The sequence below is a fragment of the Blastococcus sp. SYSU D01042 genome, assembly GCF_054050515.1.
This window is the reverse complement of sequence record NZ_JBJGZM010000005.1, coordinates 115,701-141,514: the sequence shown is the minus strand read 5'-3', so window position 1 is coordinate 141,514 and position 25,814 is coordinate 115,701. Positions and strand designations below refer to the sequence as shown.

Here is a 25,814-nt window from a genome sequence, read left to right as displayed (position 1 = left end):
CGTCATCCCTGGAGGAACGCCCGGATCGCCGCGGCCGTCTCCTGCGGAGCGCTCAGGTGGGGGCAGTGGCCGGTGGCCGCCAGCTGGGTGAAGACGCTGCCCGGGATCTGCCCGTGCACGTAGCGGCCGACGACCTCGGGGGCGATGACGTCCTGGCTGCACTGCAGCACCAGCGTGGGGACGGCGACACCGGCCAGGTCGGCGCGGTTGTCGGACAGGAAGGTCACGCGGGCGAAGTGCCGGGTGATCTCCGGATCGGTGCGGCAGAAGCTGTTGGTGAGCTCCTCGGCCAGCTCGGGGGAGTCCTGCTCGCCCATGATCACCGGCGCCATCTGCGCCGACCAGCCGAGGTGGTTGGCGTCCAGCGCGTCGAGCAGGCCGACCACGTCGGTGCGGGTGAACCCGCCCACGTAGTCGCCGTCGTCGACGTAGCGCGGGCTGGGCCCGACCATGACCAGCGCGCCGAACAGCTCGGGCGCCTCCTGCAGCGCGAGGACGCCGATCATCGCGCCGACCGAGTGGCCGACGAAGACCACGTCGGACAGCCCGAGCTCGCGGCAGATCTCGACGACGTCGGAGGCGTATCCGCGCAGCGAGCCGTACTTCTCCCGGTCGTAGGCGGACAGGTCGGAGCTGCCGGCGCCGACGTGGTCGAACAGCACGACCCGGTGGTCGTCCTCGAACGCCGGGACGACGAAGCGCCACATCTCCTGGTCGCAGCCGAACCCGTGGGCGAAGACCATGGGACGCCCGTCCGCCGCGCCGGTCACCCGGACGCAGTTGCGCTGCAGAACCCTCCCCACCCCGGAAACCCTAGGGGGAAAGCGGCATCGTGTCTGCGGTTCTCGGCGGCCTCCGCGGTGACCGAGCGTCACCTGCCGGGTACTTGGCGGAAGGCGCGCCGGACGCGGGCCGACGCGAGGACCCGGCCGGTTACGGAGGTCCCTGTCGCCGGGATGCCCGGGCCCCTACCCTCGCCGCGTCGTCCTCCCGGGGCTCCGGCCCGAGCGTCCACCGAGGTGCAGCATGACCGCCGTCCAGGTCGGTACCGCCGTCCCCGTGCTGCCGGTGCCGCGCGCTCCCGCCGACGACGCCCCCGCCGTCGCCGGCGCCGGTCCGTGCGCGTCCGACAGCCGTGCCACCGCCTCCCAGCGGGTGGTCCACCAGCTGGTCCGGCGGGAGCTGCGGCTGCTCGCCGAGCTGGTCTCGTGGGCGCCCCCGGCCGAGCCCGCGCGCACCCGCACGCTGGCCCTGCACGTCGACCTGATCTCCCGGCTGCTGCTCGCCCACCACCGGATGGAGCGGGACGCGCTCTGGCCGGCGCTGCTCGCCGCCGTCCCCGAGCGCGACGAGGCCGGGCTGCGGGCCGCCGTCGCCCACTGGACCGAGGGCGCCGCCGGCATCGACGCGCAGGTGCGCGATCTGGCCACCGCGTCGCGGCAGTGGGCGGTCGCCGGCACGGCCGCCGCGCGCGACGCCCTGGCGCGCGACTGCCTGCGCCTGGCCGACGCCGTCGACGCGCACCTGGTCGAGGAGGAACGGCTGCTGCTGCCGCTGCTCGACGCCCACCTGGACGCCGCGCAGTGGTCCGTCGTCGCCGCCACCGCCTCGGCCCGGCTCACCGCGCGCGAGCGCTCGCTGGTGCTCGGGCTCGCTCTCGAGGACATCTGCGCCGCCGACCGGACCCGGGTGCTCGAGGGCCTGCCCCGCCGCCGGCGGCTGGCCTGGCGGTGGGCCGGCGCCCGGCGCTACCGCGCCGCCGTCGTCCGGCTGCGGGGCGCGCCGCCGGCGGCCTGAGCCGCGGTCAGTACCGGGACGTCCCGCAGTCGGTGCACCGCTTGCGGACGGCGGAGGTCTCGGTGCGGCAGTTCTCGCAGGTCCAGGTGCTGACCTGCTCGGTGGCGTCGGGAGCGGTCCGGGTCTCGGGCCGTTCCAGCGTGCTGGTGGTCATGGGGTTCCCCCTTCTCTCGCGGACGCCACCGACGCTAGGCAGCCCCTGTGTCGCGGAGGTGTCCGCGGAGTTGCCATTCGCTCGGGGCCGCGATGAGTTGGCTCACCCGCCGTGGTCTGCTCCCCGTGACCACCTTCGTCCTCGTACCCGGCGCCGGCGGCAACGCCTCGTACTGGGGGCGCCTCGTCCCCGAGCTCGAGCGGCGGGGGCACCGCGCGCTGCCCGTGGCGCTGCCGGCCGGCGACCCCGACGCCGGACTGGCCGCGTACGCCGACGCCGTCGTCGACACGGTGCGGGCGGCGCTCGGCGCGGACCCCGAGCCGGTGGTGCTGGTCGCGCAGTCGATGGGCGGGCTGACCGCGCCGCTGGTGTGCGACCGGTTGCCGGTGCGCCTGCTGGTGCTGCTCAACGCGATGGTGCCGCGGCCCGGGGAGACCGGCGCCGAGTGGTGGGCGGTAACCGGCCACGCCGACCCCGGCGACCCGACCGGGGCGTTCTTCTCCGACGTGCCGCCCGACGTCGCCACGCAGGCGCAGGCCGAACCCTTCGAGCAGTCCGGCCGCCCCTTCGAGGACCCGTGGCCGCTCGACCGCTGGCCCGACGTCCCCACCCGGGTCCTCGCCGGCCGCGACGACCGCTTCTTCCCGCTGGACTTCCAGCGCCGCGTCGCGGCCGAGCGCCTGGGCCTCCCGGTGGACGAGGTGCCGGGCGGGCACCTCGTCGCGCTGAGCCGCCCCGCGGAGCTCGCCGACCGCCTCACCGCCTACCTCACCGGCTGACCCCGCCCCCCTTCCCGCCGAAGTGGCCGCTCCGGCGGGCCCGGCGTGCGCATAATGGGCGGCTGCCACCCCGGCACCGCACCCCGACCGAAAGCGGCTCGACTTGTCGACAGCTCGACCCGCGGACGCCCCCGACGCCGGGATCGCCGCGGAACAGCCCTACGTGACCGCGCTGTTCGACCGGCTCGACGAGGTGCGCGCCCGCAGCGTGAGCCGGCTCGACGACGCGCTCGCCCTGGTGCCGCACAACCCGCAGGCCGTGGGCGAGCGCGAGGCCGCCGTCGAGCTGCACACCCACCGCATCGTCGCCCTGGACGCCGCCGAGCACGGCCTGGTGTTCGGCCGGCTGGACCTGCACGACCCCGCGACGTCGCGCTACATCGGCCGGATCGGGCTGTTCGCCGACGGCGCCGAGGAGCCGCTGCTCATGGACTGGCGGGCGCCGGCGGCGCGGCCGTTCTACACGGCGACGCCGCTGCACGACGAGGGCGTGCGCCGCCGCCGGCACATCCGCACCCGCGGCCGCACGGTGGTCAGCGTCGCCGACGAGACGCTGGACCTCAGCGAGGCGGCGGCCGAGGGCGGGGCCACCGACCGCGGCGGGCTGGCCGGCGAGTCGGTGCTGCTCGCGGCGCTCAACGCCTCGCGCACCGGCCGGATGACCGACATCGTCCGCACGATCCAGGCCGAGCAGGACCGGATCATCCGCGCCGACGTGAAGGGCGTGCTCGTCGTCCAGGGCGGGCCGGGCACCGGCAAGACCGCGGTCGCCCTGCACCGCGCGGCCTACCTGCTCTACACCCACCGCGAGCGGCTGGCCCGCAGCGGCCTGCTCGTCGTAGGCCCCTCCCCCACGTTCCTGCGCTACATCGCCGACGTGCTGCCCTCGCTCGGCGAGACCGGCGTCGTGCTGGCCGACGTCGGCGGGCTGCGCCCCGGCCTGCAGGCGCACGCCCCCGAGCGGCCCGAGGTCGCCGAGCTCAAGGGCCGGCTCGCCATGGTCGACGTCGTCGCCGCGGCGGTGAAGCGGCGGCAGGCGGTGCTCGACCGGCAGGCGGAGGTCGACATCGACGGCACGACGCTGCGGTTCACCAAGGCCGACGCCGCCCGGGTGCGCAGCCGGGCCCGCGCCGCCTCGCGCGTGCACAACGAGGCCCGCCCGACCGCCGCGCGCACGGTCATCGAGCTGCTCGCCCGCAAGTACGCCGACAAGCTCGGCGAGAACGTGCTGGGCGGGGCCAACCTGCTGGAGCAGGGCGACGTCGCCGCGCTGCGCCGCGAGGTCGCCGCCGAGCCCGCCGTGCACGCGCTCATCGACCGGCTCTGGCCGCGGCTGACCGCCGAGCGGGTGCTGCGCGACCTGTTCGCCTCCCGCCGCCAGCTCGACGCGGTCGCGACCGGGCTGACCGAGGACGAGCGCGAGCTGCTGCACCGCCCGCCGTCCTCGCCCTGGACGCCGGCCGACGTGCCGCTGCTGGAGGAGGTCGACGAGCTGCTCGGCATCGACGAGTCCGCGCAGCGCCGGGCCGAGGAGCGCGAGCGGCAGCGCCGGCTGCGCGACGCCCAGGAGACCCTGGACATGCTGCACGGCTCGCGGTCCCTGGACGCGGAGACCGAGGACGAGGCGGAGGAGCTGCTCGCCGGCGACCTGCTGGACGCCGAGGGGCTGGCCGACCGGCACGAGGAGGCCGACTACCGGAGCACCGCGGAACGGGCCGCGGCCGACCGCACCTGGACCTACGGGCACATCATCGTCGACGAGGCGCAGGAGCTCTCGGCGATGGCCTGGCGGCTGCTGCTGCGCCGCTGCCCGACCCGGTCGATGACCGTGGTGGGCGACGTCGCCCAGACCAGCACGCTGGCCGGTGCGACCACCTGGGCCGAGGTGCTCGACCCGCACCTGGGCCGCACGTGGCAGCTGGCCGAGCTCACCGTCAACTACCGCACGCCCAGCGAGATCATGGCCGTCGCCGCCGACGTGCTCGCCGCGACCGGCGCGCCCACGTCGGCCGCGACCTCGGTGCGCTCCACCGGGGTGCAGCCGTGGGCGCAGCGGGTGGCCGAGGCGGAGCTGGCCGACGCCGTCGCCGAGGCCGCCGTGGCGCTGGACAAGGAGGAGGGCACCCTCGGGGTGCTCGTGCCGTGGAGCCGGCTCGACGCCGTGCGCGCCGCGGTGGCCGACCGGCTGCCCGCCGATCCCGACCGCGCCGACGCCCCGGTGGTGCTGCCGCCCGAGGGCGCCAAGGGCCTGGAGTTCGACTCGGTGCTCGTGGTCGACCCGGCGGCGATCGTGGCCGAGGGCGTGCGCGGCTGGAACGACCTCTACGTGGTGCTCACCCGCGCCACCCAGCGGCTCGGCGTCCTGCACGCCGGCGAGCTGCCCGCCGAGCTGGCCGGGCTCGAGCAGCGCTGAAGGCCGGGCCCGCAGCTGCGGGCCCGGCCTCCGGCGGTGTGGTGAGGGCGCTCAGAGGCGGGCCCACACCTCGTCGCGCATCCGCAGGACGGCGACGCCGGCCCAGCCCAGCCCCACCGCGACCAGCCCGGTGCCGATCGAGGGCAGCCACGCGTCGCCGGAGAAGGCGGTGAAGGTGATCCAGCCGACGACGTTCAGCACCACCGGGTAGACCGGGATCGCGCCGGCCCGCCACGCGGCGAAGACGGCCAGGTTGATGCCGAGCGCCATGCCGAGCACCGAGGTCCCGGCGATGATGCCGCCCTGCCCGTAGCTCGCGGCCAGGTCGAAGATCTCCAGCGCCTGCTCCGCCGGCAGCGCGTTGGCCAGGGCGACGTCGTAGAAGTCGACGACGACGATCCCGGACAGCCCCGAGCCGAGGCCGGCGAGCACCATCGCCGCCAGCGCCGTCCGGGTCGCCCCGCGCCGGGCCAGCCGGACGAGGGTGAACGCCGCCGGCACCAGGAGCAGGAAGCCGAAGTGCAGGACGACGGCGGCCCAGAGGATGTTGTCGCGGTGGTCGACGCCGGTCTGCAGGTACTCGGCGTGCGTCTCGTTGGTGTACGGGATCATCAGCAGGCTCGCGCAGATCAGCGTGCCCGCGCCCACCAGCGACAGGCCGCCGCCGACGCGGCGGAAGCGGTTGCCGGGTGCCGGGTCGGCGGCCGCGGTGGGGGCGGCGAGCGGAGCGGTGGTCGTGCTCATGGCGGTCGGTCCTCCAGGGGCGGGTCGGTGTCGGGGACGACGTTCCTGCGCCCCACGTCCCGGGTCCCAGGGACGACCGCCCCGAGCTCCCGGGCACCAGGACCGGGGCGCGCACCCCTGTGCGGGACGGCGGTCCGGCGGCAGGATGCAGCCCGTGCCGGGTCGGGTCCGCTCCCCAGCGCTCGCCGTCCGGCGCCGGGCGCCGGCGCTGCTCGCCGCGGTCGGCATCGGCTGCACGCTGGCCGCGCTCGTGGTCGGTGCGCTCGTCCCGGGGGCACCCGCGGTGGACGCCGGGGACGCCACGCTGGGACTGCTCTACCCGCTGGTCGGCGTGCTGGTGCTGGTTCGCCAGCCGGGCAACCGGGTCGGCTGGCTGCTGCTGGTCAGCGTGGTCACCGGGCCCTACCTGCTCGCGAGCCAGCACGTGCAGCTCACCGCGGACGGCCCCGGCCCGCTGTTCGACCTCGCGGCCTGGCTGGGCGCGTGGGGGTTCGTCCCGTACTACGTGATCGTCGCGCTGGTGCCGCTGTACTTCCCCGACGGGACGCTGCCCTCACCGCGCTGGCGGCCGATCGCCCGGGTGCTCGCCGCCGCCGTCGTCACCGGGACGCTGGCCGCGATGGTGCACGAGGGCCCGCTGGACTACGCCCCGGACGTCGACAACCCGTGGTCGCTGGGCATCTGGGCCTCCGTCCTCCTGCTGCTCTGCTCGTTCACGTGCTTCCTGGTCGGCGGCGCGGTCGGGATCGCCGCCCAGCTGGTCCGGATGCGCCGGGCCCGCGGCACCGAGCGGATCCGGTTGCAGTGGCTGCTGCTCGGCGAGTCGGTGCTGGTGGTCTGCGCCATCGCCTCGGTGGTGCTCGACCTGCCGGTGGTCTCCAGCGCGCTGTTCGCGATCGGCTTCGCCGCGGTGCCCGTGGCGGTGGCGGTCGCGGTGCTGCGGCACGGGCTCTTCGACGTGGGGGTCGTGGTCAGCCGGGCGGTGGTGTTCACCGCGCTGTCCGCGGTGCTGCTGATCGGCTACGCCGTCCTCGTCGCGGTGCTGGGCGAGCTCACCGCCGGCGAGCGCCGGCTCGCGGTCGCGGGCACGGCGCTGGCCGCGCTGCTCGCCGCGGCCGGCTGGGAGCGGGCGCAGCGCGCGGTCGACCGGCTGCTCTACGGGGAGCGCCGCGACCCGCTCGCCGTGGCCACCCGGCTGGCCACCGCGCTGGACGCCGCCACCGGGCCGGCCGAGGCGCTGCAGGGCCTGGCCGGCGAGGTGGCCCGCGCCCTGCGGCTGCCCCGGGTCGAGGTGGTGCCCGCCGATCCACGGCTGCCGGCCGTCCGCGTCTCGTCCGGGCGGCCGGCCGACGGCGGGGTCGACGAGCTGCCGCTGGTGACCCTGGGCGCCCAGGTCGGCCGGCTGCGGGTCGCCCACCGGCACCCCGGCGAGCGGTGGCGCCACTCCGAGCGCGAGGCCCTCGACGACGCCGCCCGCCGGGCGGCCGCGCTGGTCTGGGCCGCGGGGCTCACCGCCGACCTGCAGGCCAGCCGCGAGCGGATCGTCGCCGGCCGCGAGGAGGAGCGGCGCCGGCTGCGGCACGACCTGCACGACGGCGTCGGCCCGGAGCTGGCCGGGATGGCGCTCCAGCTGGAGCGGCTGGCCGGGCGGCTGACCGCCGATCCGGACGCCGCGGCGCTCGCCGCCCGGCTGCGCGACCAGATGCGCCGGACGGTGGCCGCCGTCCGCCGGGCCGTCGACGACCTGCGCCCCCCGGCGCTGGACGAGCTGGGGCTGGTCGGCGCGCTGCGCGAGCACGTGGCGGCCTACCGGCTGCCGGTGCCGGCCGGTGCGCCGGCGGGCGGGCCCGACGAGGCCGCCCGGGTCACCGTGACCGCCGGCGAGCTGCCCCCGCTGCGCGCGGCGGTCGAGGTGGCGGCCTACCGGATCGCCACCGAGGCCGTCGCCAACGCCGTCCGGCACGCCGGCGCCTCCGCCTGCACGGTCGCGCTGGCCCCGGCCGACAAGGACCTGGTGGTGGAGGTCTCCGACGACGGCCGCGGGGTGCCCGACGACGCCGTCCCCGGCGTGGGGACGACGTCGATGCGCGAGCGGGCCGCCGAGCTCGGCGGCACCCTCGAGGTGACCACCGCCCCGGGCGCCGGGACGACGGTGCGCGCCCGCCTGCCGCTGGCGGCCCGGTGAGCGCGCCGGTCCGGGTGGTGGTCGTCGACGACCACCCCGTCTACCGCGACGGGGTCGCCGACGCCCTCGGCGACGAGGCGGACCTCGAGGTGGTCGGCACCGCCGCCGACGGCGAGACCGGCGTGGCGCTGGTCGCCCGGCTGCGCCCCGACGTGGTGCTCATGGACCTGCGGATGCCCGGCGGCGGTGGGCTCCCCGCGACCGCGGCGATCGTGGCCGCGCACCCCGGCACCGCGGTGGTCGTGCTCACCATGAGCGACGACGACGACTCGGTCTTCGCGGCGCTGCGCGCCGGCGCCCGCGGCTACCTGCTCAAGGAGTCCGAGGGGGCCGACATCGCCCGAGCGGTGCGCGCCGCGGCCCGGTCCGAGGCGGTGTTCGGCCCGCGGATCGCCGACCGGGTGCTCGCCTTCTTCGCCTCCGCGCGCTCCCGGTCCACCGTCGTACCCTTCCCCGAGCTCACCGACCGCGAGCGCGAGGTGCTCGACCTGGTCGCGCACGGCCTGGCCAACGCGCAGATCGCCGCCCGGCTGTTCCTCAGCGAGAAGACGGTGCGCAACCGCGTCTCCGACGTGCTGGTGAAGCTGCACGCCGCCAGCCGCGCCGAGGCGGTGGCGCTGGCCCGCGACGCGGGTCTGGGCCCCGCGCCGGGCGGCTAGCGCACGTCCAGCAGCACGCCGCTGGCCGGCCGGGCCGGGATGCGGTGCAGCGCGATCCCCAGGTCCTGCTCCGGCACGTCGAACTCCAGCCGGGCCAGCCGCACGGCCAGCGCGGAGAGCAGCGCGACGGTCAGCTGCTCACCCGGGCAGCGGTGGTTCGTGCTCGGGTCGCCGGCGCCCTGGGGCACCAGCTCCCACGGGCTGATGGCGCGGTCGAGGAACCGCTCGGGCCAGAACGCGTAGGGGTCCTCCCACAGGTGCGCGTCGTGGTTCTGGCCCCACAGGTCCAGCAGCACCATCGAGTTCCGCGGGACGCGCTCGCCGTCGAACTCCGTCTCCTGCGGGGCCCGGCCGCCGATGAACGGGGCGAACGGGTAGAAGCGGCGCACCTCGTGCGCCCAGGCCTCGGCGAACGCCGGGTCGCCGCTCGCCAGCCGCTCGCGGTGCGCCGGCCACCGGATCAGCGCGTGCCCGGAGAAGGCGACGAACCAGGCGACGGCGGTGGTGGGCCGGATGATGTTGAGCAGCTCGACCGCGGCCACCCGCTGGTCCAGCCGCTCCCCGTCGGCGTCGGTGTGCCGGGCGACGACGTCCACCGCGCACCCCTCCGGCACGGTCACCTCCCCGCTGCGGACGTCGGCCACGAGCTGGGACAGCCAGGCCTCCCGGCGGCCGCGCGCCCGGCGGGCCCGCCAGTGCCGGGGCCCACCGGTGGCGAAGCCGTCGACCAGCGCGGTCAGGTCGCGCGCCAGCGAGGGCACCTCGTCGTCGGCGATCGGGATGCCGGCCCAGCGGCAGACGGTGCCGGCGATGACCTGCGCCGCCTCGTCGATGAGCACGATGCGGCGGCCCCGCCAGCCGGCGGCGGCGTCGTCCCAGGCCGCGGTCGCCTGCTCGACCAGCGCGGCGATGCCGTCCTCGCGCATGAGCAGCGCGACGAACATCGCCTTGCGCACCCGGTGCAGCTCGCCGTCGAGGGTGTGCACCGCGCCCTTGCCGAACAGCGTGCCCTGCACCGGCTCGGGGATGGCGTGCGCCCGGCGGACGTGGTCCTCGTCGTAGAGGAAGCGCGCGGCGTCCGGCCCCTCGATGGCGAGCACCTTCAGCCCGCCCAGCCGGGTCGGGACGGTGCGCCGGCCCAGCTGCCGGCGTCTGTCGGGCAGCCAGCCGTAGCCCCGGGTGAGCAGCTGCAGGCCGTTCTCCAGTCGCGCCATGCCTGGGCGGTGCCCCGCCGACCGGGGCGGCAACCCCGGGTCAGCCGCCGCGCCGCCGGCCGAGCCGGTGCAGCAGCGCGGCCACCTGCTGCCCGGCACCGGGGACGCCGTCCTCCGGCAGGTGGTCGGCCACCGTGGCGAGGGCGTCGGCCAGGGCGCACTCCTGCTCGTCGAGCAGCCCGCGGTAGGCGGGGTCCAGCAGGTAGCCGTTGGGCGGGGTGGCCAGGCAGCCGATGAGGTCGAGCAGCACCTCGAGCCGGCGGGCCGCCTCGGCCGCGGGTGCGTCCGGCCCGGCCATGGCGACGGTCTCGACGTCCTGCTCCCAGAGCCGGGCGCGGGCCGGGTCCTCGCGCAGGGACAGCACCGTCCCGCTCCGGTGGCCGCCGTCGGAGCCCTGCACGCGCAGCGCGCTGCGCACCTCGTGCGCGATCCGGATCAGGTCGTCGTCGAGCATCGAGGCACCGACGAACAGCACGTGCCGGGTGAGCAGCAGGGAGTGCAGCACCCCGGCCAGCGCCGCCCGCGAGTCGCCGTAGCGGAGGTACTCCTCGCGGGTGAGCACGATGCTCTCGGGGTGGGCGGCGTCGCCGTGCAGCTTGAGCAGCCACGGTGCGCCGGGCCGGGCCTCGTCGAACGGCAGCACCCGCAGGTCCCGGCCCACGTCGGCGGCGGCCTGCTCGACGAGCGGGTCGTAGTTGGTGGTGACGAACTCGTGGACCGGCAGGTCGGCGATGAGCGCGTGCGCCAGCGCGTAGGGGCCCGGCCCGAACCGCTCCTGCACGTAGGACGCCATCACCTCCGGGCCGAGCTCGCGGGCCAGCAGCGCGGCCGAGTCCTGCGCCGGCAGCCGGGTCAGCCCCTCGCGCAGCCCGTCGTCCAGCCCGGAGCGCGCGGCCAGCTCGTCGACGAGCTGCTCCCAGGTGGGCAGCCCGGCCGCCGCGCTCACGCCGGCGCCCAGGAAGACCGCGAGCTGGCCGCGGCGGGCCCGCTCCCCCAGCTGCCCGGCGAGCTCCTGCAGGTGGGCGGGCAGGTCCCAGCCGCCGTCCTCGCCGCGCCGCACGCGCTGGGCCGCGGCGAGGTCGCTGGGCCGCTTGAGCACCAGGGCGACGTCGAAGCCGTGCTCCCGGGCGGCCTCCCGGAGCACCGGCAGCAACTGCTGGAGCAGCGCCCCCCGCCGGCCGGCCGCCCCGCCCCAGCCGGTGCCCAGCGCCGGCAGGCCCACCAGCCGGCGCGCCCGCCCGTGCGCCGGCTCGGCCACCTCGCGACGGGCCACGGCGGCGAGGGCCTCGCGGGCGCCGTCGAGCAGCCACGGCAGGCCGCGGCCCTCGTCGTCGACGGTGTCGACCAGCCACGCGCGCCGGGCACCGTCGCCGGGCACCTCGAGCACCCGCTCCCCGGCGGTCCAGGACAGGCCGACGCAGGCGCCCTCGTCGTCGGAGTCGGTGACCAGCTCGGCGGGCAGCAGCGGGCACCAGCCCGGCGAGACGCGCAGCGTGCGCCCGGTGGGCACGAGGACGTCGTCGCAGGACAGCCGGGTCAGGTCGGCCCCGACCACGAAGACGTGTCCGGTCACGTCCTCGCCCCTACCCCCGGCGGGCCGCCGGTGACACGGAGCGGGGAGCTCAGGCCCCGCAGCCGCCGGCGCCGCAGGCGCAGCCACCGCAGCCGCCGCCGACCGGGGCGGGCGCGGGCCGAGCGGCGACGGTGCGCAGGTTGACCGCGCTCACCAGCACCGGCACGGCGAGGACGGCGACCAGGGCGGCCGCGACCACGGTGGCGGCGTCGGCGGCCCGGCTCCAGTCCTGCGCGACGCCGGTGGCGACCAGCGGGCCGGTGACCAGCACCGCGAGGAGCCCGAGCGCCTGGCCGGCCCGGCGGGCGGTGCCGGCGAGCAGCGCCAGCGCGCCGGCGAGCAGCACCAGCGGCACCGCGACGAGCAGCACGCGGGCGGCCGCCTCGCCCGGGAGCAGCGCCACCACGACCCCGGCGGCACCCGTGACCGCGGCGACCGGGCCGAGGGTCCGCGCGCGGCCGGCCAGCTCGCCGTCCAGGCCCGCGGCCGTGCGCAGCAGCACCGCGCCGCGGACGGCGAGGAAGAGCCCCAGCGCACCGAGCAGCAGCCGGGCGCCGCCGGCGGACCAGGCGATCGACACCCCGGCCACGACGAGCATCGCGGCGCCCAGCGCGAGCCACTGGGGCCACGCGCGTCGGGCGACCTCGGGGGTCGGCTGCGCGGTCAGGACGGTTCCGGCGGCGGTCACGGCTCCAGTGTCCCCCACCCGAACGGCGCGACAGCAGGCACCGGCGCCGTCCGCGTGCCACGCTGAGGCGTTGATCTTCCCTCCTCGAACGGAGTCCCCATGAGCGGACAGCGGTCCACCGGTGGCGTGCTCGGCAGCGCCGACGGCGACGGCCTCGAGCACCTGGCCCGCGTCGGCCTGGTCTCCTACGGGGTCGTCCACCTGCTCGTGGCCTGGCTGGCGCTCCAGCTGGCGTGGGGCTCCAGCAGCGAGTCCGCCGACCAGTCCGGCGCGATGGCCACGCTCGCGGAGTCCCCGGTCGGCAAGCCGCTGCTGTGGATCATCGCGATCGGCATGATCGCCCTGGCCGTCTGGCAGGCCCTCGAGGTCCTGCGCTGGCGCTCGGGCTGGTCGGCGTCGGGCGACCGGCGCTCCACCGCGGTCAAGAAGTCGGTCAAGGCGCTGGCCAAGGCGGTCGTCTACGCCGCGCTCGCGGTGCTGGCGATCCGCTTCGCCACCGGCAGCGGCGGCTCCAGCTCCCAGCAGCAGCAGCAGACCGCCACCGGCGTCTTCGGCTGGCCGGGCGGGCGCTGGCTGGTCGGTGCCGCCGGGCTGGTCCTGCTCGGCGTGGGGGTCTACCACGTCTGGAAGGGCGTCACGAAGCACTTCCTCAAGGAGATCGACCTCGCGCAGGCGCCGGCCCCGGCCACGCGGCTGGTGACCCGGCTGGGGCAGGTCGGCTACCCCGGCAAGGGCATCGCGCTGGGCGTGGTCGGCGGGCTGTTCGTGCACGCCGCCGTCACCTTCGACCCGGCCGACGCCAGCGGTCTGGACGGCGCCCTGCGGACCATCCTCGAGGCGCCGTTCGGCCAGTTCCTGCTGACGCTGGTGGCGCTGGGCATCGCCGCGTTCGGCGCCTACCTGTTCGTCCGCGCGCGCTACCCCGAGCGCACCTGAACGGGACCCGGGTACGGGCGGTCCTGGAGCGGGCCCGCGAGGTCACCGACCACCCGGTGCTCACCCACCTGGCCCGCGTCGGCCTCGTCGCCTACGGGGCGATGCACCTGCTGATCGCCCTCCTGGCCGCACGCATGGCGCTCGGGCTGCGCGGTGCCGACGCCGACCAGACCGGAGCGCTGCAGACCGTCGGTTCGGGCCCGGGTGGCCGCACCCTGCTGTGGGTCATCGGGCTCGGTCTGCTGTGCCTGGGGGTGTGGCAGGCCGCCGAGGTGCTGCTCTGGTGGCGCGGGCTGCTCGACCCGACGCACCGCCGGCGCAGCGCGATCGTCTGCGCCAAGTGCCTGGCCAAGGGCGGCGTCTACGCGTTCTTCGGCGTCACCGCGCTGCTGTTCGCCCTGGGCCTGGAGTACGAGGCCGACGAGCGGCTGCCCGAGCTCACCGACGAGGCGCTGGAGATCCCGGGCGGCGCGGCGGCGGTGTGCCTGGTCGCGGCAGGGGTGGTGGCCGTCGGCCTGTACACGCTGGCGCGCGGCGTCACCGGCGGCTTCATGAAGGACGTCGACCTGCCCGCCGCCCCCGACCGCTGGGAGCCGCTCATCGAGGGCCTGGGCCGGGTCGGGTACGTCGCGAAGGGCATCGCGTTCGGGCTGGTCGGGGTCCTGCTGTGGCGCGCGGGCACGTCGGGCGACATCACCGACGCGACGGGCCTGGACGGCGCGATGACCGCGATCGCCGGGGTCGGCGCCGGACCCTGGCTGCTGGCCGGGGTGGCGGTCGGGTTCGCCGCGTTCGGGGTCTACGCCCTCGCCCGTGCCCGCTACCCCGACCGGGACCCGTCGTCGTGAGCACCACCGCGCGGGGCGGTCGGCTGCACACCCTCCGCCGGGCGCTGGGTGGTGCGCTGTGGCCCGTTCCGGCCGCGGCCGTGCTGCTCGCGATCGGCCTGGCGCTGGCTCTGCCGGAACTGGACCGGCACCTGCAGGAGGGGCCCGGCGAACCCCTGTCCTTCGTCTTCGGCGGCGGCCCCTCGGCGGCGCGCACCGTGCTGTCCGCGATCGCCTCCTCGCTCATCTCGGTGACCACGCTGCTGTTCTCGCTCACGATCGTCACGCTGCAGCTGGCCAGCAGCCAGTACTCACCGCGGCTCCTGCAGACCTTCGTGCGCGACCGGGTCGTGCAGAGCTGCCTCGGCATCCTGCTGGGCACCTTCGTCTTCGCCCTCGTCGTGCTGCGCAGCGTGCGCTCGGCGGACGATTCCGAGGACACCGCGTTCGTCCCGCGGCTCTCGGTGACCGTCGCGCTGCTCCTGACCCTGGTCTCGGTCGGGTCGCTCGTCGCGTTCCTCAGCCACCAGAGCCGGCAGCTGCGCGTGGAGACCATGCTGCGCGACGTTCACAAGGAGGCCGGCGCGACGCTGCGCCGGCTGACCGCCGAACAGGCCGACGACGGGCAGCCCGACACCGAGCTGCCGCCGGTGCCCGCGCACGCCCGCCCGGTGTGCGCGCGTCGGAGCGGGTTCCTGGTGCAGGTGACCGAGGGCCCGCTGGTCGCCGCGGCGGTCGGCGCCGGCGCCGTGCTGCGGCTCATCCCCCGCCCCGGGGAACCCGTGCTCGCCGGCGTCCCGGTGGCCTGGGTCTGGGGTGACACCCCCGGGCAGGAGCCGCCGACCGAGACCCTGGAGGACGCCCTCGCCCACCATCTCGTCCTCGGTCACGAGCGGGCCGACCGCGGTGACCCCAGCTACGGGCTGCGCAAGCTGGTGGACATCGCGGCGCGGGCGCTCTCCCCCGGCATCAACGACCCGACGACGGCCGTGCACGCGCTCTCCCACGTGTCCGACCTGCTGGGCGCGGCCGCTGCGCGCACGACCTGGCACCGGCGGCTGGCCGACGACGGCGGCGCGGTGCGGCTGCTCGTGCCCTCGTGGGACTTCCCCGCGCTGCTGAGCCAGTCCGTCACCCAGCCCAGGTCCTGCGGCGGCACGGATCCGACCGTGGCCGACCGCTTGTTCGGCCTGCTCACCGAGGCGGCCTGGCACGCGCGCTCACCCGCTCAGGCCGACGCCGTCCGCCGCGAGCGGGACCTGCTGGTCGCGCAGTACCAGGAGCGCCCGCCCGCCGGCTGGACCCTCGAGGACGTGCAGCGCCGGGGCGGGACCGTCGACCGCGCCCTGGCGCGCGACTGGCCCCGCCCCTGACCGCCTGCGCTAGTTGCGCGGGCCGCCGGCGACGTAGATGACCTGGCCGGAGATGAAGCCGGCACCCTCGCTGACGAAGAAGGAGACGGTGTGCGCGATGTCCTCGGGCACACCGGCGCGCGCGACCGGGATGGCCGCGGCGCGCTTGGCGACGTAGCCCTCCCACTCCTCGCCGATCCGCTCCGCGGTCGCCTTCGTCATCTCGGTCTGGATGAACCCCGGGGCGATCGCGTTCGCGGTGACGCCGAACTTGCCCAGCTCGATGGCGAGGGTCTTGGTGAAGCCCTGCAGGCCCGCCTTCGCCGTCGCGTAGTTGGCCTGACCGCGGTTGCCCAGCGCCGAGACGCTCGACAGGTTCACGATCCGGCCCCACTTCGCCTCGATCATGTGCTTCTGGGCGGCCCGGGTCATGAGGAACGAGCCGCGCAGGTGCACGTTCATGACGACGTCCCAGTCGGCGTCGCTCATCTTGAACAGCAGGTTGTCGCGGGTGACGCCGGCGTTGTTGACCAGCACGACCGGCGGGCCGAGCTCCGCGGCGACGCGGTCGACGGCGGCCTGCACCTGCTCGGCGTCGCTGACGTCGGCGCCGACGGCCAGCGCCTTGCCGCCGGCGGACTCGATGGCGGCGACCGTGTCGCCGCAGTCGTCGGCCTTCAGGTCCAGCACCGCGACGGCGAAGCCGTCCTGCGCCAGGCGCACCGCGGTGGCGGCGCCGATGCCTCGCGCGGCGCCGGTGACGATCGCGACCTTGCTCATCCGTTCTCTCCTCTTCCCGGGTCCGCGCTCAGGCGGCCACGCGCTCGAACACCGCGGCCAGACCCTGCCCGCCGCCGATGCACATCGTCTCCAGGCCGTAGCGGGCCTCGCGCCGGTCCATCTCGCGCAGCAGCGTGGCGAGGATGCGGCCGCCGGTCGCGCCGACCGGGTGGCCCAGCGAGATGCCGGAGCCGTTGACGTTCGTCCGCTCCCAGTCCTTCTCGGTGAACTCCCACTCGCGCGCGACCGCGAGGACCTGGCTGGCGAACGCCTCGTTCAGCTCGATCAGGTCGATCTCGGCGAGGCTCAGACCGGCGACCGCCAGCGCCTTGGCCGTGGCGGGCACCGGGCCGATGCCCATGGTCCTCGGCGGCACGCCTGCGACGCTCCAGGAGACCAGCTTCGCGAGCGGGCGCAGCCCCAGCTCGGCGGCCTTCTCCGGGGTCGTGACGATCGCGACCGCGGCGCCGTCGTTCTGGCCGCTGGCGTTGCCGGCGGTGACGGTGGCGTCCTCGTCCTGCCGGCCCATGATCGGGCGCAGCTTCCCGAGCGTCTCGACGTCGGCGTCCGGCCGGATGTGCTCGTCGCGGTCGACGACGGTGTCGCCCTTCCGGCCCTTCACGGTGACCGGGACGATCTCGTCGGCGAAGCGCCCGGACTCCACGGCCGCGGCGGCCCGCTGGTGGCTGCGCACCGAGTACTCGTCCTGCTCCTCGCGACCGATCCGGTACTCGGCGCGCAGGTTCTCCGCGGTCTCGATCATCCCGCCGGGGACGGGGAAGTTCGTGCCGCCGGCGGTGACCCGCCCGCGGACCAGCCCGTCCTCGAGGAGGACGCCGGTGCCGGCCCTGACCCCCCACCGCATGGCGGTGGAGTAGAACGGCGCGTTGCTCATCGACTCCGCACCGCCGGCGAGCACCAGGTCGGAGGCGCCGGACTGCACCTGCATCGCGGCGTTGACGACGGCCTGCAGCCCCGAGCCGCAGCGCCGGTCGATCTGCAGACCGGACGCGGTGACGGGCAGGCCCGCGTTCAGCGCGGCGACGCGGCCGATCGCCGGGGCGTCCATGGTCGGGTAGCAGTTGCCGAGCAGGACGTCCTCGACCGACTCGGGCGGGATGCCCGTGCGGTCGAGGAGCGCGCGGATCACCGTGGCCGCGAGTTCCTGCACCGGGACGTCGCGCAGCGAGCCGCCGAACCCGCCGACCGGGGTGCGCAGGGGCTCGCAGATGACCGCATCTCGCACGGGGTTCCTCCTGGGGTGGGTCCGCGTGCACGGCCCCTGGACCGGCCGGCGCACGTCGGACGCAGTGTGCCCGGCGGCACAGCCGGGCGTGCACGCACCCTCCCACGCGGCCGGCGCGACGGCGCTACCGCAGGAGCGATCGCCGGCGGAGGGACGTCAGGCGACGCCCTCGACGTCGGCGCCGGGCGTGACCTGCTCGGCGCCGAGCAGCTGCCACAGGCCGGTGATCTGGAGTGGCCGGACGACGGCGCGGGAGGCCGCCAGCACGCGCAGCGCCACGCCGTCCTCACGGGCCAGCCGGTGGGCGGTGGCGAGGACGGAGAGCCCGGCGGAGTCCAGGAAGGAGACGCCGCACAGGTCGACGGTCAGCGAGCCGGGCGGGTCGGCCAGGACGCCCTCGACGCTGCGGCCGAGCGCGGGGGCGGTGGAGGAGTCGATCTCACCGGTGACGACCAGGCGGACCGACGAGCCGTGCGCGACGACGTCGATGCGGGCGAGGTCGGAGGCGGTGGGGTCCGCGAAGGATGCGGCCATGGGATGCCTCTCGGGCGGTTGGTACCGGTACCCGGAGCAGGGACAGAACCCCGGGAACGGCTTGTGGTTGAACCGCCGCCCCCACCGTACGGACGTGCGCTGCCTCCTGGCAAGGCCCCCCCGGGCGGCCCGCGGCGCCGCGGAGCGCGGGGCGGATACTGGACCGGTGACTGCAGAAGCGCCGCGCGGACGGTGGAGCCCCGCACTCGTCGCCGGGGCGGCCGTCACGGTGGCGCTGGCCCTCGGCGGCTTCGTGGTCCTCGACGTCGTCATCGCCGTCGCCGTGGCCGTCCTGCTGCTCACCGGGCTGGTCATCGTCGTGCTCTCCCGCGACTGGGACCAGCACTCCAGCTTCGAGGAGCGGGAGCTCGAGCGGGCCCGCCGGCGCAAGGAGAAGTGGGAGCGCGGCGCGGGGGCGCGGGAGCGGGACCGCGTGCGCTGGGAGGCCCACCAGGCCCGTCGGGCCGGCCGTCCCGAGGACGGCGCCTAATCCGCTCGACGGCACCGCGACCCCTCCGTAGGGTCCGGCCCATGCGGATCAACGTGCGGCTGCGCACCTCCTGACGCCGAGGGCTCCCGAGCCCTCCCCCGAGCCTCTCGCGCTCGTCGTCGGCCCCGGCCCACCGCCGGCCCGGCCGCGGCGCCCCGACCTCCGTCCGGGCCCCGCCTCCTCCCGTCTCCCCCGTCCGTCGGCCGCCCTCGTGCTGCCCGCGGACGTCCGCACCTGCCTCCCGGAGGTACCCCGTGTCACGTCCCCATCCCCTTCCCGAGGGCCCGGCGGCCGACGCCCGGGCCGCCCTGCCCGAGTCCGACGCGACCGCGTTCGACCGGCTCGCCCACGCCGTGCTCGCCTCGCCGTCGGCACCGCTGGGTGCGGTGCTGCGCGCGCAGCTGCCCGGCACCGCCGGGGTGCAGTGGCTCCGGCACGAGGGCCTGCCGCCGACCACCCGCCCGACGGCCCTGACGGGTGCCCAGTGGCGCTCGCTGTTCGACTGCTGGACCCGCACCTCGAGGGCGCCCCGTCCGGGCGCACCGCGGGCCGGGCGCGGTGGTCGGCCCTCCACGCACGGGCACGCGCCCGGGGCGGCCGCCATCCCCCGCTGGGGGCAGTGAGGGGCTCAGCGCTCGAGCGAGTCCTCGGCCACCAGGTCGAGGGCTCGCTCGGGATGCGCGAATGCCTCGGCCAGCGCCTGGCGCAGCTCCCACCGCCCCGCCCGCCAGGCCAGGGCGCGACCGAGCGCCTCCGGGGTCCCGTCCACCCGGTCCGGCTCCCCCGGCCACCACCGCACGCGGGTTCCCTCGACGGCGAGCCCGCGGTCGACCGCGACCTGGCCGGTCAGCTGGTCGAGGCCGAGCCGGGACGCCGCCAGCTCCGCCCCGGGCACCTCCGCCCACGGCCGCACCCGACCGCGGGGCGGGCCGGGCTGCCCGGCCACCACCTCGGACGCCAGCGGCAGGTCCAGCAGGTCGGCCACCGCACCCGGCGCACCACCGGCCGGGACGACGTCGGCTCGCACCAGTGGCTGCAACCACGGCGCGTCCAGGACGACGGCGTCGGCCGTGACGCGGTCCGGCGCCACCCGGACGCGGTCCGGAGGGGCGACGTCGATCCCGTCGAGCGCTTGCGCCAGCCGGGCGTGGACCGTGCGCAGCAGGCCCGGCCGGACCGTCCGCGACGGGTCACCGAGGCGGTGCAGCAGGTCGATCGCGCCGTCCACGTCGGTGAGCACGTCGTCGAGCGTCGCGGGCGGGCGCAGCAGCTCAAGCAGCGCAGGGTCAGCGTCCGCCGATTCGTACAGTCCCTGTAACTGCGCTGCTCCGGGGTGCCGCAGGCGATCGGGCCGCCGTCCGTCGAGCACCGGGTGGGTGGACAGCCACCAGCGCAGGTAGCCCGGCACCGTGCTGCCGGCGAGGTCCACGTCGGCCCACGCCGCCGACGGCAGCTCGGCGAGCAGCCGCAGCGCGCCGGGCCAGTCGGCCACGAGCTCGAGGTCGCGGACGGCGGTCAGCACCGGCCACGTGGGCGACGGCGCGTCCGGCGGCACCCGCTCCAGCACGGCGTCCGCCCAGTCCTCCACGCCGTCCACGTCCAGGTCGAGCGGGTCCTCGGCCCGCACGAGCGCGAACGTGCCGAGGACCCCGATCCGGCGCAGCGCCTCCGCGTCCTCGGCGAACCCGGGGTCCAGCACGCCGAGCGCCCCCGGCTCCAGGACGGCGGCCAGCGGCGAGCCCGGGAGCAGCAGCTCCCCCGCGGGCGCCCACCCGCCGTCGGCATCCGGGAGCGCGAGCTCGGCCAGCCAGGGCGCGTCGTCGGCCGCGGGCCCGGCGGCCGCGACCAGGGCGAGCACGGCGTCGGCGAGCTCACCGGGGTCCGGCCCGCCGACGTCGTCCGCCGTCTCCAGCGACCGCTCGACCGCGGCGCGCACCGCCGGGTCGGCCAGCACGGCGGCCGCGGTGGCCGGCCGCGCGCCGAGCCGCTCCAGCAGCCGCCGGGCGGCCGGCGGCGCCACCGCCTCCGGGTCGGCCAGCCGCAGGCCCAGCGGAGCCAGCCGGGCCGCGGGCACCCCCTCCTCGGGAAGCAGCACCGCGGCGGGCCCGTGCGCGGTCCGCCCGTCGGCCAGCGGCACCGGCAGGGCGCCGAGCTCCTCCCGGTCGGCGCCGTCCAGGGCCGCGTAGAGACGCGCCCACCAGGACGACGGCCGGTCCACCCCGCGCACCGCCTCCACCGCCTCCGCGACCCCGATCCGCCGCACGCCCAGCGCGGCGAGGGCCGCCCCGTCCGAGCGACGCGACCAGCCCGCCGGGAGGAGGCCGGGCAGCGCCCCGGTGAAGGCGGCGACCCGCTGCTCCGACGCGTCGTCGAGCACCGCGGCCCGCAGCGGTGCCACCCGCCCGTCCTCCCCCGCCGCCGGCAGCCAGGCGGTGCCGCGCAGCCGGTCGAGCACGGCGGCGCAGACGGCGGCGTCCAGCTCCGCCCCGGCCAGGGCCGGGCGCGGTACGAGGGCGAGCAGCGCCGGGTCGGCCGGCAGCGCGGCGAGCCAGCCGGCGAATGCCTCCGCGGCGGCCGCCACCAGGGCGTCGGTGACCGGGCCGGGGAGCACGTGCCGCCGGTCCGGTCCGAGCGGGAAGGGTGCGATCAGCCGCACGGGGAGGCCCAGCGGCTCGTCGCTCGGGGTGGGGGCGTGCACGACCTGGCGGCCGGGCAGCGGCTGCGGCACGCCGTCGTCGTCGACCGGCACCGCCCAGGTGAGCGACCAGCCCCGCCGGTCCCGCTCCTCCACCCGCAGCCGGCCGAGCAGGTCGGCCGGGAGCTCGCCGGACGCGGTGGTGACCTTCCACCTCCGGACGACGTCGCCGTCGGCGAGCCGGACCAGCGGCGGCGCGCCGTCGCGGCTGAGCACCCGGTGCGTCCCGTCGACGACCACCTCGATCTCCCGGAGGCCCGGCAGCGCGAGCAGCAGCTCGGCGTCCAGGGCGGCGAGCGCCGCGGCGACGCGGTCGCGGGCGCCCGCGCGCAGCGGGAGCACCACCTCGGTGGCGAAGCCCTCCGGTGGCGCGCCGTCGGCCGGCTCGGGCAGCCGCAGCACGGGGACCGCGCCGTCGCGGGCGGCCAGCTCGGCCGCCAGGTCCGGCACCGCGGCCACCGCCGTCCGGGTCCGCGCGGCGCTGAACCGGACGCCGCCCGTGGTGGAGTGGACGGCCGGCTCGTCGGTGACGGCGAGCACCGCGGCGAAGCCGACGCCGAAGCGCCCGACGCTGCCGGGGTCCCCGCGCTTCGCCGACGCCCGCAGCGTCGCGAGCCCCTCCACCCCGGCGGCGTCCAGCGGCGCACCCGTGTTGGCGGCCCGCAGCACCGGGTCCCGGCCGCCGCCGAGCTCGAGCAGCAGCCGGCCGGGCTCCCCCGACCGCTGCGCGGCGTCCGCCGCGTTCTGCGCCAGCTCGACCAGCAACCGGTCGCGGTAGCCGCCGCGGACCAGGTCCTCCTCCGCGTTGGCGTCCTCGCGGAAGCGCGCCGGGGACTCCGTCCACGCGGCGAGGACCCGGCGGCGCAGCTCTCCGGCGCCGAAGGGATCGGCGACCGGCGGGCTCCCCATGGAGCACGACCCTAGGGTCCGGGCGACTCCTCCGGGTGAGTGCGCGGTTGACCGCGCGGAGCCGCGGGCAGGGGGTGCGTGTCGGCCGGGCACGCGGTCGCGGCGAGCGGGGAAGGCGGTGCCGGTGACCCTCTGGGAGAGCGCGCGCCTGCCGCACGGCTTCGCCGAGCTCTGGTGCCAGGACCTGACCTCGCTCGCGGAGCTCGCGTCGCTGCGCTCCCGGCTGCGCTCGACCCTGACCGGGAGCGCCACGGTGCAGCGCCCCGACCAGGACCACTGGTCCGAGCGCCTGGTGCTGATCGCCGACGAGCTGGCGTCCAACGCGCTGCGGCACGGCGGCGCCCCGGTCGCGGCCGCACTCAGCCGGTCCGGCGACGAGTGGCTGATCGCGGTCAGCGACGCCGCCGCCGAGATCCCGCCCACCCCCGCGCAGGGCCGGGACCCGGGCAAGGGCGGCTTCGGTCTCTACCTCGTGGCCGACCTCTCCGTGCGGCACGGCTGGACCACGATCGGCCGCGGCTCGAAGACGGCGTGGGCCGTCGTCGCCGCGGTGTGACCGCCGCCTCCCCCTCGAAGTGACCCGCCGGTAACCTGCGTCGCATGTCGCTCGCCGAAGAGATGGACGCGGTCACCGGCTCCTCGGCCGGCAGCGTCGACCGCCACGCCACCGCGGACACGTTCGAGTCCACCGCTCCCGCCACCGGCGCGGTGGTCGGGGTGTTCCCCGTGCACGACGCGGACGCCGTCGCCGAGACCGTCGCCTCGGCCCGCGCCGCGGCGGAGACCTGGGCCGCACTCGGCTTCGACGGGCGCAAGCGGCGGCTCGACGCCTACCGCGGCTACCTGGCCCGCCGGCTGCACGAGCTGGCCGACCTGGTGCACCGCGAGAACGGCAAGCCCCACGGCGACGCGATCCTCGAGATCAGCCTGGCCATCGACCACCTGGCCTGGGCCGCCGGCCACGCCCGCAAGGCGCTCGGCCCCCGCCGCGTGCGGTCCGGGCTGCTCGCCGCCAACCACGCCGCGTACCTGGAGTACCAGCCGCTGGGCGTCGTCGGCGTGATCGGACCGTGGAACTACCCGGTGTTCACGCCGATGGGCTCGATCGCCTACGCCCTGGCCGCCGGCAACGCCGTCGTCTTCAAGCCCTCCGAGCACACCCCCGCCGTCGGCGCGTGGCTGGCCGCCGCCTGGCGGGCCGCCGTCCCGGATGCCGCGGACGCCTTCCAGGTGGTCACCGGCTTCGGCGAGGCCGGTGCCGCGCTGTGCCGGGCCGGCGTCGGCAAGATCGCCTTCACCGGCTCCGCACCGACCGGGAAGAAGGTCATGGCCACCTGCGCCGAGACCCTCACCCCGGTGCTCATGGAGCTCGGCGGCAAGGACGCGATGATCGTCGACGACGACGCCGACGTGGTCGCCGCGGCCGACGCCGCCGTCTGGGGCGCCATGAGCAATGCCGGCCAGACCTGCATCGGCGTCGAGCGGGTGTACGCCACCGCCGCCGTCTACGACCGGTTCGTCGACGAGGTGACCGCCCAGGTGCGCTCGCTGCGGCCGGGTGCCGACGACGAGGCCACCTACGGCCCGATGACGATGCCCGGGCAGATCGACGTCGTCCGCCGGCACGTGCGGGACGCCGCCTCGGCGGGCGCGCGGGTGATCACCGGCGGGCCCGACGAGGACGCCTTCCCGGGCGAGGGCTACGTCGCGCCGACCGTGCTGCTCGACGTGCCGGAGTCCTCGTCGGCGATCCGCGAGGAGACCTTCGGCCCGACGCTCACCATCACGAAGGTGCGCGACGCCGAGGAGGCGCTGCGGCTGACCAACGACACGAGCTACGGCCTGGCCGGCTCGGTCTTCTCCGGGTCGAGGGCGAAGGCGCTGGACCTGGCCCGCCGGATGCGCAGCGGCATGACGTCGATCAACTCGGTGCTCACCTTCGCCTCCGTGCCGGCCCTGCCCTTCGGCGGCGTCGGCGACTCCGGCTTCGGCCGGATCCACGGCGAGGACGGGCTCAAGGAGTTCACCCGCGCCAAGGCGATCACCCGGCAGCGGTTCGCCCTGCCCACGAACGTCATGAGCTTCCGCCGGCCGGCCAACGCCGCCGACCAGCTCGCCCGCGTCATCGGCATGGTGCACGGACGGCACCGGTGACGGTTGCGGCGCCCGGGTACGACGTCGTCGTCGTCGGGGCGGGGTCGGCCGGCGCCGCGCTCGCCGGTCGGCTGAGCGAGGACCCGTCGCTGCAGGTGCTGCTGCTGGAGGCCGGCGGCTCGGACAGGGTGCTCGAGGTCCAGATCCCGGCCGCGCTCTACAAGGTCTGGCGCACCCGGCGGGACTGGAACTACGCCACCGACGAGCAGCCCGGCCTGGGTGGGCGGCGGCTGTTCTGGCCGCGCGGCAAGGTGCTCGGCGGCTCGTCGTCGATCAACGCGATGATCTACATCCGCGGCGCCCGCGCCGACTACGACGAGTGGGCGCGGCTGACCGGCGACGAGGCCTGGTCCTACGAGCACGTGCTGCCGCTGTTCCGGCGCATGGAGGACAACGCCCGCGGCGCCGACGAGTGGCACGGGGTGGGCGGTCCGCTGCGGGTCGAGGACCTGCGCTCGCCGCACCCGTGGACGACGGCCGTCGTCGAGTCGGCGGTCGCGGCCGGCTACCCGCGCAACGACGACTTCAACGGCGCCACGCAGGAGGGCGTCGGGCAGTACCAGGTCACGCAGAGGCGCGGACGCCGCTGGTCGGCCGCCGACGCCTACCTGCACCCGGCCGCCGACCGGCCGAACCTGACCGTGCTCACCGGCGCGCTGGCCACCAGGGTGCTGGTCTCCGGTGGGCGCGCCACCGGCGTCGAGTACCGCCGCAACGGGTCACTGCACACCGCCCGGGCGGCGGAGGTCGTGCTCTCCGGCGGCGCGGTCAACTCACCGCAGCTGCTGATGCTCTCGGGCATCGGCCCGGCCGACCACCTGCGGGAGGTCGGCGTCGACGTCGTCCACGACCTGCCCGGTGTCGGCGCCGGGCTGCAGGACCACCCGCTGGTGCCGGTGGTCTTCGACGTCCGCTCGGGCGCCTCGCTGTTCCGGGCGGAGTCGCCGTCGGGCTACGCGCAGTGGTTCGGCGCGCGCCGCGGGCCGCTGACCTCCAACCTCGCCGAGGCCGGGCTGTTCACCCGCTCGACGCCGGAGCTGGCCGAGCCGGACCTGCAGTTCCACTTCCTGCCGGTGAAGTTCTGGAAGCAGGCCGAGGTCGACCCGGACGTCGACGCGTTCACCGCCGCGGCGGTGCTGGTGGACGTGCACTCGCGCGGCTCGGTGCGGCTGCGCTCGGCGGACCCGACGTGGGCGCCGTCGATCGACGCCGGCTACCTGACCGACGAGCGGGACCTCGACGCGCTGGTGTGCGGCGTGGAGAAGGCCCGGGAGATCGCCTCGGTCGGGCCGCTGGCCGACGTGCTGGCCGGCGAGTGGTCGCCGGGCGCCGGTGCTCAGGGGCGCGACGCGCTGCGGGCGAAGGTGCGCGAGACGCTGGAGTCGCTGTACCACCCGGTGTCGTCGTGCCGGATGGGCACCGACGACCTGGCGGTGGTCGACCCCACGCTGCGGGTGCACGGCATCGAGGGCCTGCGGGTGGTCGACGCCTCGGTCATGCCGACGCTGGTGCGCGGCAACACGAACGCTCCGACGATCATGATCGCCGAGCGGGCGGCCGACCTGATCTCCGGCCGCAGCGTCGACCCGGAGCTCGCCGCCGCCCGCTGACGTCCCTGCTTCTCCGCGGAAAGGCGGCCTGCCTCTCCGCGGAGAAGCGGACCTTCGGTGCAGAGGGCGGGCTCG

At 76.7% G+C, this 25,814-nt stretch carries 23 protein-coding genes; 13 read left to right on the top strand and 10 right to left on the bottom strand.

From position 1 onward, the window contains the following. Nucleotides 1-2: 2 nt before the first annotated feature. On the bottom strand, nucleotides 3-803 hold the full coding sequence (locus ACI79H_RS11625; protein ID WP_456554546.1) for an alpha/beta fold hydrolase: 801 nt from the start codon (nucleotides 801-803) through the stop codon (nucleotides 3-5). A 223-nt stretch (nucleotides 804-1,026) separates the two neighbouring features. On the opposite strand from ACI79H_RS11625, the gene ACI79H_RS11620 reads away from it, so the two are divergent. Continuing rightward, nucleotides 1,027-1,797 (top strand): hemerythrin domain-containing protein, encoded by a 771-nt coding sequence (locus ACI79H_RS11620; RefSeq protein ID WP_456554545.1) that lies wholly within the window; start codon nucleotides 1,027-1,029, stop codon nucleotides 1,795-1,797. 7 nt (nucleotides 1,798-1,804) lie between these two features. Here the strand turns inward: ACI79H_RS11620 and ACI79H_RS11615 are convergent, their stop codons facing one another. Next, nucleotides 1,805-1,951 (bottom strand): hypothetical protein, encoded by a 147-nt coding sequence (locus ACI79H_RS11615; protein WP_456554544.1) that lies wholly within the window; start codon nucleotides 1,949-1,951, stop codon nucleotides 1,805-1,807. 125 nt (nucleotides 1,952-2,076) lie between these two features. Here ACI79H_RS11615 and ACI79H_RS11610 point away from each other — a divergent pair, with 125 nt between their 5' ends. Together ACI79H_RS11610 and ACI79H_RS11605 are read left to right on the top strand one after the other, a co-directional pair. Beyond that, nucleotides 2,077-2,730, top strand: a complete 654-nt coding sequence (locus ACI79H_RS11610) for an alpha/beta fold hydrolase (RefSeq protein WP_456554543.1) — start codon at nucleotides 2,077-2,079, stop codon at nucleotides 2,728-2,730. 103 nt (nucleotides 2,731-2,833) lie between these two features. Next, nucleotides 2,834-5,143: a HelD family protein gene (locus tag ACI79H_RS11605; RefSeq protein ID WP_456554542.1), complete on the top strand. Its 2,310-nt coding sequence runs from the start codon at nucleotides 2,834-2,836 to the stop codon at nucleotides 5,141-5,143. A 51-nt stretch (nucleotides 5,144-5,194) separates the two neighbouring features. Here the strand turns inward: ACI79H_RS11605 and ACI79H_RS11600 are convergent, their stop codons facing one another. Beyond that, nucleotides 5,195-5,887: a hypothetical protein gene (locus ACI79H_RS11600; protein WP_456554541.1), complete on the bottom strand. Its 693-nt coding sequence runs from the start codon at nucleotides 5,885-5,887 to the stop codon at nucleotides 5,195-5,197. Nucleotides 5,888-6,041: 154 nt separating this feature from the next. On the opposite strand from ACI79H_RS11600, the gene ACI79H_RS11595 reads away from it, so the two are divergent. Both ACI79H_RS11595 and ACI79H_RS11590 read left to right on the top strand, forming a co-directional pair. Further along, nucleotides 6,042-8,072, top strand: a complete 2,031-nt coding sequence (locus ACI79H_RS11595; protein ID WP_456554540.1) for an ATP-binding protein — start codon at nucleotides 6,042-6,044, stop codon at nucleotides 8,070-8,072. After that, nucleotides 8,069-8,731 carry a response regulator gene (locus tag ACI79H_RS11590; protein ID WP_456554539.1) on the top strand — a complete coding sequence of 221 codons (663 nt, stop codon included), beginning with the start codon at nucleotides 8,069-8,071 and terminating at the stop codon, nucleotides 8,729-8,731. Before ACI79H_RS11595 ends, ACI79H_RS11590 begins: the two co-directional genes overlap by 4 nt. On the opposite strand, the gene ACI79H_RS11585 is transcribed toward ACI79H_RS11590, so the two are convergent. Genes ACI79H_RS11585 through ACI79H_RS11575 form a run of 3 tightly spaced genes read right to left on the bottom strand, consistent with a single transcriptional unit; the run spans nucleotide 8,728 to nucleotide 12,206 of the window. Further along, entirely contained in the window at nucleotides 8,728-9,945 is a 1,218-nt protein-coding gene (locus tag ACI79H_RS11585; RefSeq protein ID WP_456554538.1) for a cytochrome P450, read from the bottom strand. The two genes, ACI79H_RS11590 and ACI79H_RS11585, sit on opposite strands and share 4 nt — an antisense overlap. 40 nt (nucleotides 9,946-9,985) lie before the next feature. Continuing rightward, a complete protein-coding gene (locus ACI79H_RS11580) occupies nucleotides 9,986-11,518 on the bottom strand; it encodes an SIR2 family protein (protein ID WP_456554537.1) in 1,533 nt (510 codons plus the stop codon). Nucleotides 11,519-11,567: 49 nt separating this feature from the next. Beyond that, nucleotides 11,568-12,206, bottom strand: coding sequence for a hypothetical protein (locus ACI79H_RS11575; protein ID WP_456554536.1), 639 nt, complete (start codon nucleotides 12,204-12,206; stop codon nucleotides 11,568-11,570). A 99-nt stretch (nucleotides 12,207-12,305) separates the two neighbouring features. On the opposite strand from ACI79H_RS11575, the gene ACI79H_RS11570 reads away from it, so the two are divergent. Genes ACI79H_RS11570 through ACI79H_RS11560 form a run of 3 tightly spaced genes read left to right on the top strand, consistent with a single transcriptional unit; the run spans nucleotide 12,306 to nucleotide 15,342 of the window. Further along, nucleotides 12,306-13,142 (top strand): DUF1206 domain-containing protein, encoded by an 837-nt coding sequence (locus ACI79H_RS11570; RefSeq protein ID WP_456554535.1) that lies wholly within the window; start codon nucleotides 12,306-12,308, stop codon nucleotides 13,140-13,142. A gap of 56 nt (nucleotides 13,143-13,198) precedes the next feature. Then, nucleotides 13,199-13,990: a DUF1206 domain-containing protein gene (locus ACI79H_RS11565; protein ID WP_456554534.1), complete on the top strand. Its 792-nt coding sequence runs from the start codon at nucleotides 13,199-13,201 to the stop codon at nucleotides 13,988-13,990. Continuing rightward, nucleotides 13,987-15,342, top strand: a complete 1,356-nt coding sequence (locus ACI79H_RS11560; protein WP_456554533.1) for a DUF2254 domain-containing protein — start codon at nucleotides 13,987-13,989, stop codon at nucleotides 15,340-15,342. Before ACI79H_RS11565 ends, ACI79H_RS11560 begins: the two co-directional genes overlap by 4 nt. A 9-nt stretch (nucleotides 15,343-15,351) precedes the next feature. Here ACI79H_RS11560 and fabG read toward each other — a convergent pair whose 3' ends face one another. The 3 genes from fabG to ACI79H_RS11545 form a co-directional block, all read right to left on the bottom strand. After that, nucleotides 15,352-16,101, bottom strand: coding sequence for a 3-oxoacyl-ACP reductase FabG (gene fabG / locus ACI79H_RS11555; protein ID WP_456554532.1), 750 nt, complete (start codon nucleotides 16,099-16,101; stop codon nucleotides 15,352-15,354). A 28-nt stretch (nucleotides 16,102-16,129) separates the two neighbouring features. Next, complete coding sequence (locus tag ACI79H_RS11550) at nucleotides 16,130-17,347, bottom strand: acetyl-CoA C-acetyltransferase (protein WP_456554531.1); 1,218 nt, start codon at nucleotides 17,345-17,347, stop codon at nucleotides 16,130-16,132. A 156-nt stretch (nucleotides 17,348-17,503) separates the two neighbouring features. After that, the gene (locus tag ACI79H_RS11545; RefSeq protein WP_456554530.1) at nucleotides 17,504-17,881 is read right to left on the bottom strand and encodes an STAS domain-containing protein; all 378 of its coding nucleotides are present in this window, start codon (nucleotides 17,879-17,881) and stop codon (nucleotides 17,504-17,506) included. Nucleotides 17,882-18,047: 166 nt separating this feature from the next. Here ACI79H_RS11545 and ACI79H_RS11540 point away from each other — a divergent pair, with 166 nt between their 5' ends. Continuing rightward, nucleotides 18,048-18,371, top strand: a complete 324-nt coding sequence (locus tag ACI79H_RS11540) for a hypothetical protein (RefSeq protein ID WP_456554529.1) — start codon at nucleotides 18,048-18,050, stop codon at nucleotides 18,369-18,371. 254 nt (nucleotides 18,372-18,625) lie between these two features. Beyond that, nucleotides 18,626-18,994, top strand: a complete 369-nt coding sequence (locus ACI79H_RS11535) for a hypothetical protein (protein WP_456554528.1) — start codon at nucleotides 18,626-18,628, stop codon at nucleotides 18,992-18,994. A gap of 5 nt (nucleotides 18,995-18,999) precedes the next feature. Here ACI79H_RS11535 and ACI79H_RS11530 read toward each other — a convergent pair whose 3' ends face one another. After that, nucleotides 19,000-21,975, bottom strand: coding sequence for a sacsin N-terminal ATP-binding-like domain-containing protein (locus tag ACI79H_RS11530; RefSeq protein ID WP_456554527.1), 2,976 nt, complete (start codon nucleotides 21,973-21,975; stop codon nucleotides 19,000-19,002). A 124-nt stretch (nucleotides 21,976-22,099) separates the two neighbouring features. Between ACI79H_RS11530 and ACI79H_RS11525 the strand changes: the two genes are divergently transcribed. The 3 genes from ACI79H_RS11525 to ACI79H_RS11515 are packed head-to-tail and all read left to right on the top strand — an operon-like array spanning nucleotide 22,100 to nucleotide 25,739. After that, nucleotides 22,100-22,531, top strand: a complete 432-nt coding sequence (locus tag ACI79H_RS11525; RefSeq protein WP_456554526.1) for an ATP-binding protein — start codon at nucleotides 22,100-22,102, stop codon at nucleotides 22,529-22,531. Between the two features lie 44 nt (nucleotides 22,532-22,575). Continuing rightward, on the top strand, nucleotides 22,576-24,129 hold the full coding sequence (locus ACI79H_RS11520; protein ID WP_456554525.1) for an aldehyde dehydrogenase family protein: 1,554 nt from the start codon (nucleotides 22,576-22,578) through the stop codon (nucleotides 24,127-24,129). Next, nucleotides 24,126-25,739 carry a GMC family oxidoreductase gene (locus tag ACI79H_RS11515; protein ID WP_456554524.1) on the top strand — a complete coding sequence of 538 codons (1,614 nt, stop codon included), beginning with the start codon at nucleotides 24,126-24,128 and terminating at the stop codon, nucleotides 25,737-25,739. Before ACI79H_RS11520 ends, ACI79H_RS11515 begins: the two co-directional genes overlap by 4 nt. The last annotated feature ends 75 nt before the right edge of the window (nucleotides 25,740-25,814 follow it).

What these genes read in the sequence shown, in the direction of transcription:
- ACI79H_RS11620 (WP_456554545.1), top strand. Translation starts at nt 1,027, where the DNA reads ATGACCGCCGTCCAGGTCGGTACCGCCGTCCCCGTGCTGCCGGTGCCG.
- ACI79H_RS11615 (WP_456554544.1), bottom strand. Translation starts at nt 1,951, where the DNA reads ATGACCACCAGCACGCTGGAACGGCCCGAGACCCGGACCGCTCCCGAC.
- ACI79H_RS11600 (WP_456554541.1), bottom strand. Translation starts at nt 5,887, where the DNA reads ATGAGCACGACCACCGCTCCGCTCGCCGCCCCCACCGCGGCCGCCGAC.
- ACI79H_RS11585 (WP_456554538.1), bottom strand. Translation starts at nt 9,945, where the DNA reads ATGGCGCGACTGGAGAACGGCCTGCAGCTGCTCACCCGGGGCTACGGC.
- ACI79H_RS11570 (WP_456554535.1), top strand. Translation starts at nt 12,306, where the DNA reads ATGAGCGGACAGCGGTCCACCGGTGGCGTGCTCGGCAGCGCCGACGGC.
- fabG (WP_456554532.1), bottom strand. Translation starts at nt 16,101, where the DNA reads ATGAGCAAGGTCGCGATCGTCACCGGCGCCGCGCGAGGCATCGGCGCC.
- ACI79H_RS11545 (WP_456554530.1), bottom strand. Translation starts at nt 17,881, where the DNA reads ATGGCCGCATCCTTCGCGGACCCCACCGCCTCCGACCTCGCCCGCATC.
- ACI79H_RS11530 (WP_456554527.1), bottom strand. Translation starts at nt 21,975, where the DNA reads ATGGGGAGCCCGCCGGTCGCCGATCCCTTCGGCGCCGGAGAGCTGCGC.
- ACI79H_RS11520 (WP_456554525.1), top strand. Translation starts at nt 22,576, where the DNA reads ATGTCGCTCGCCGAAGAGATGGACGCGGTCACCGGCTCCTCGGCCGGC.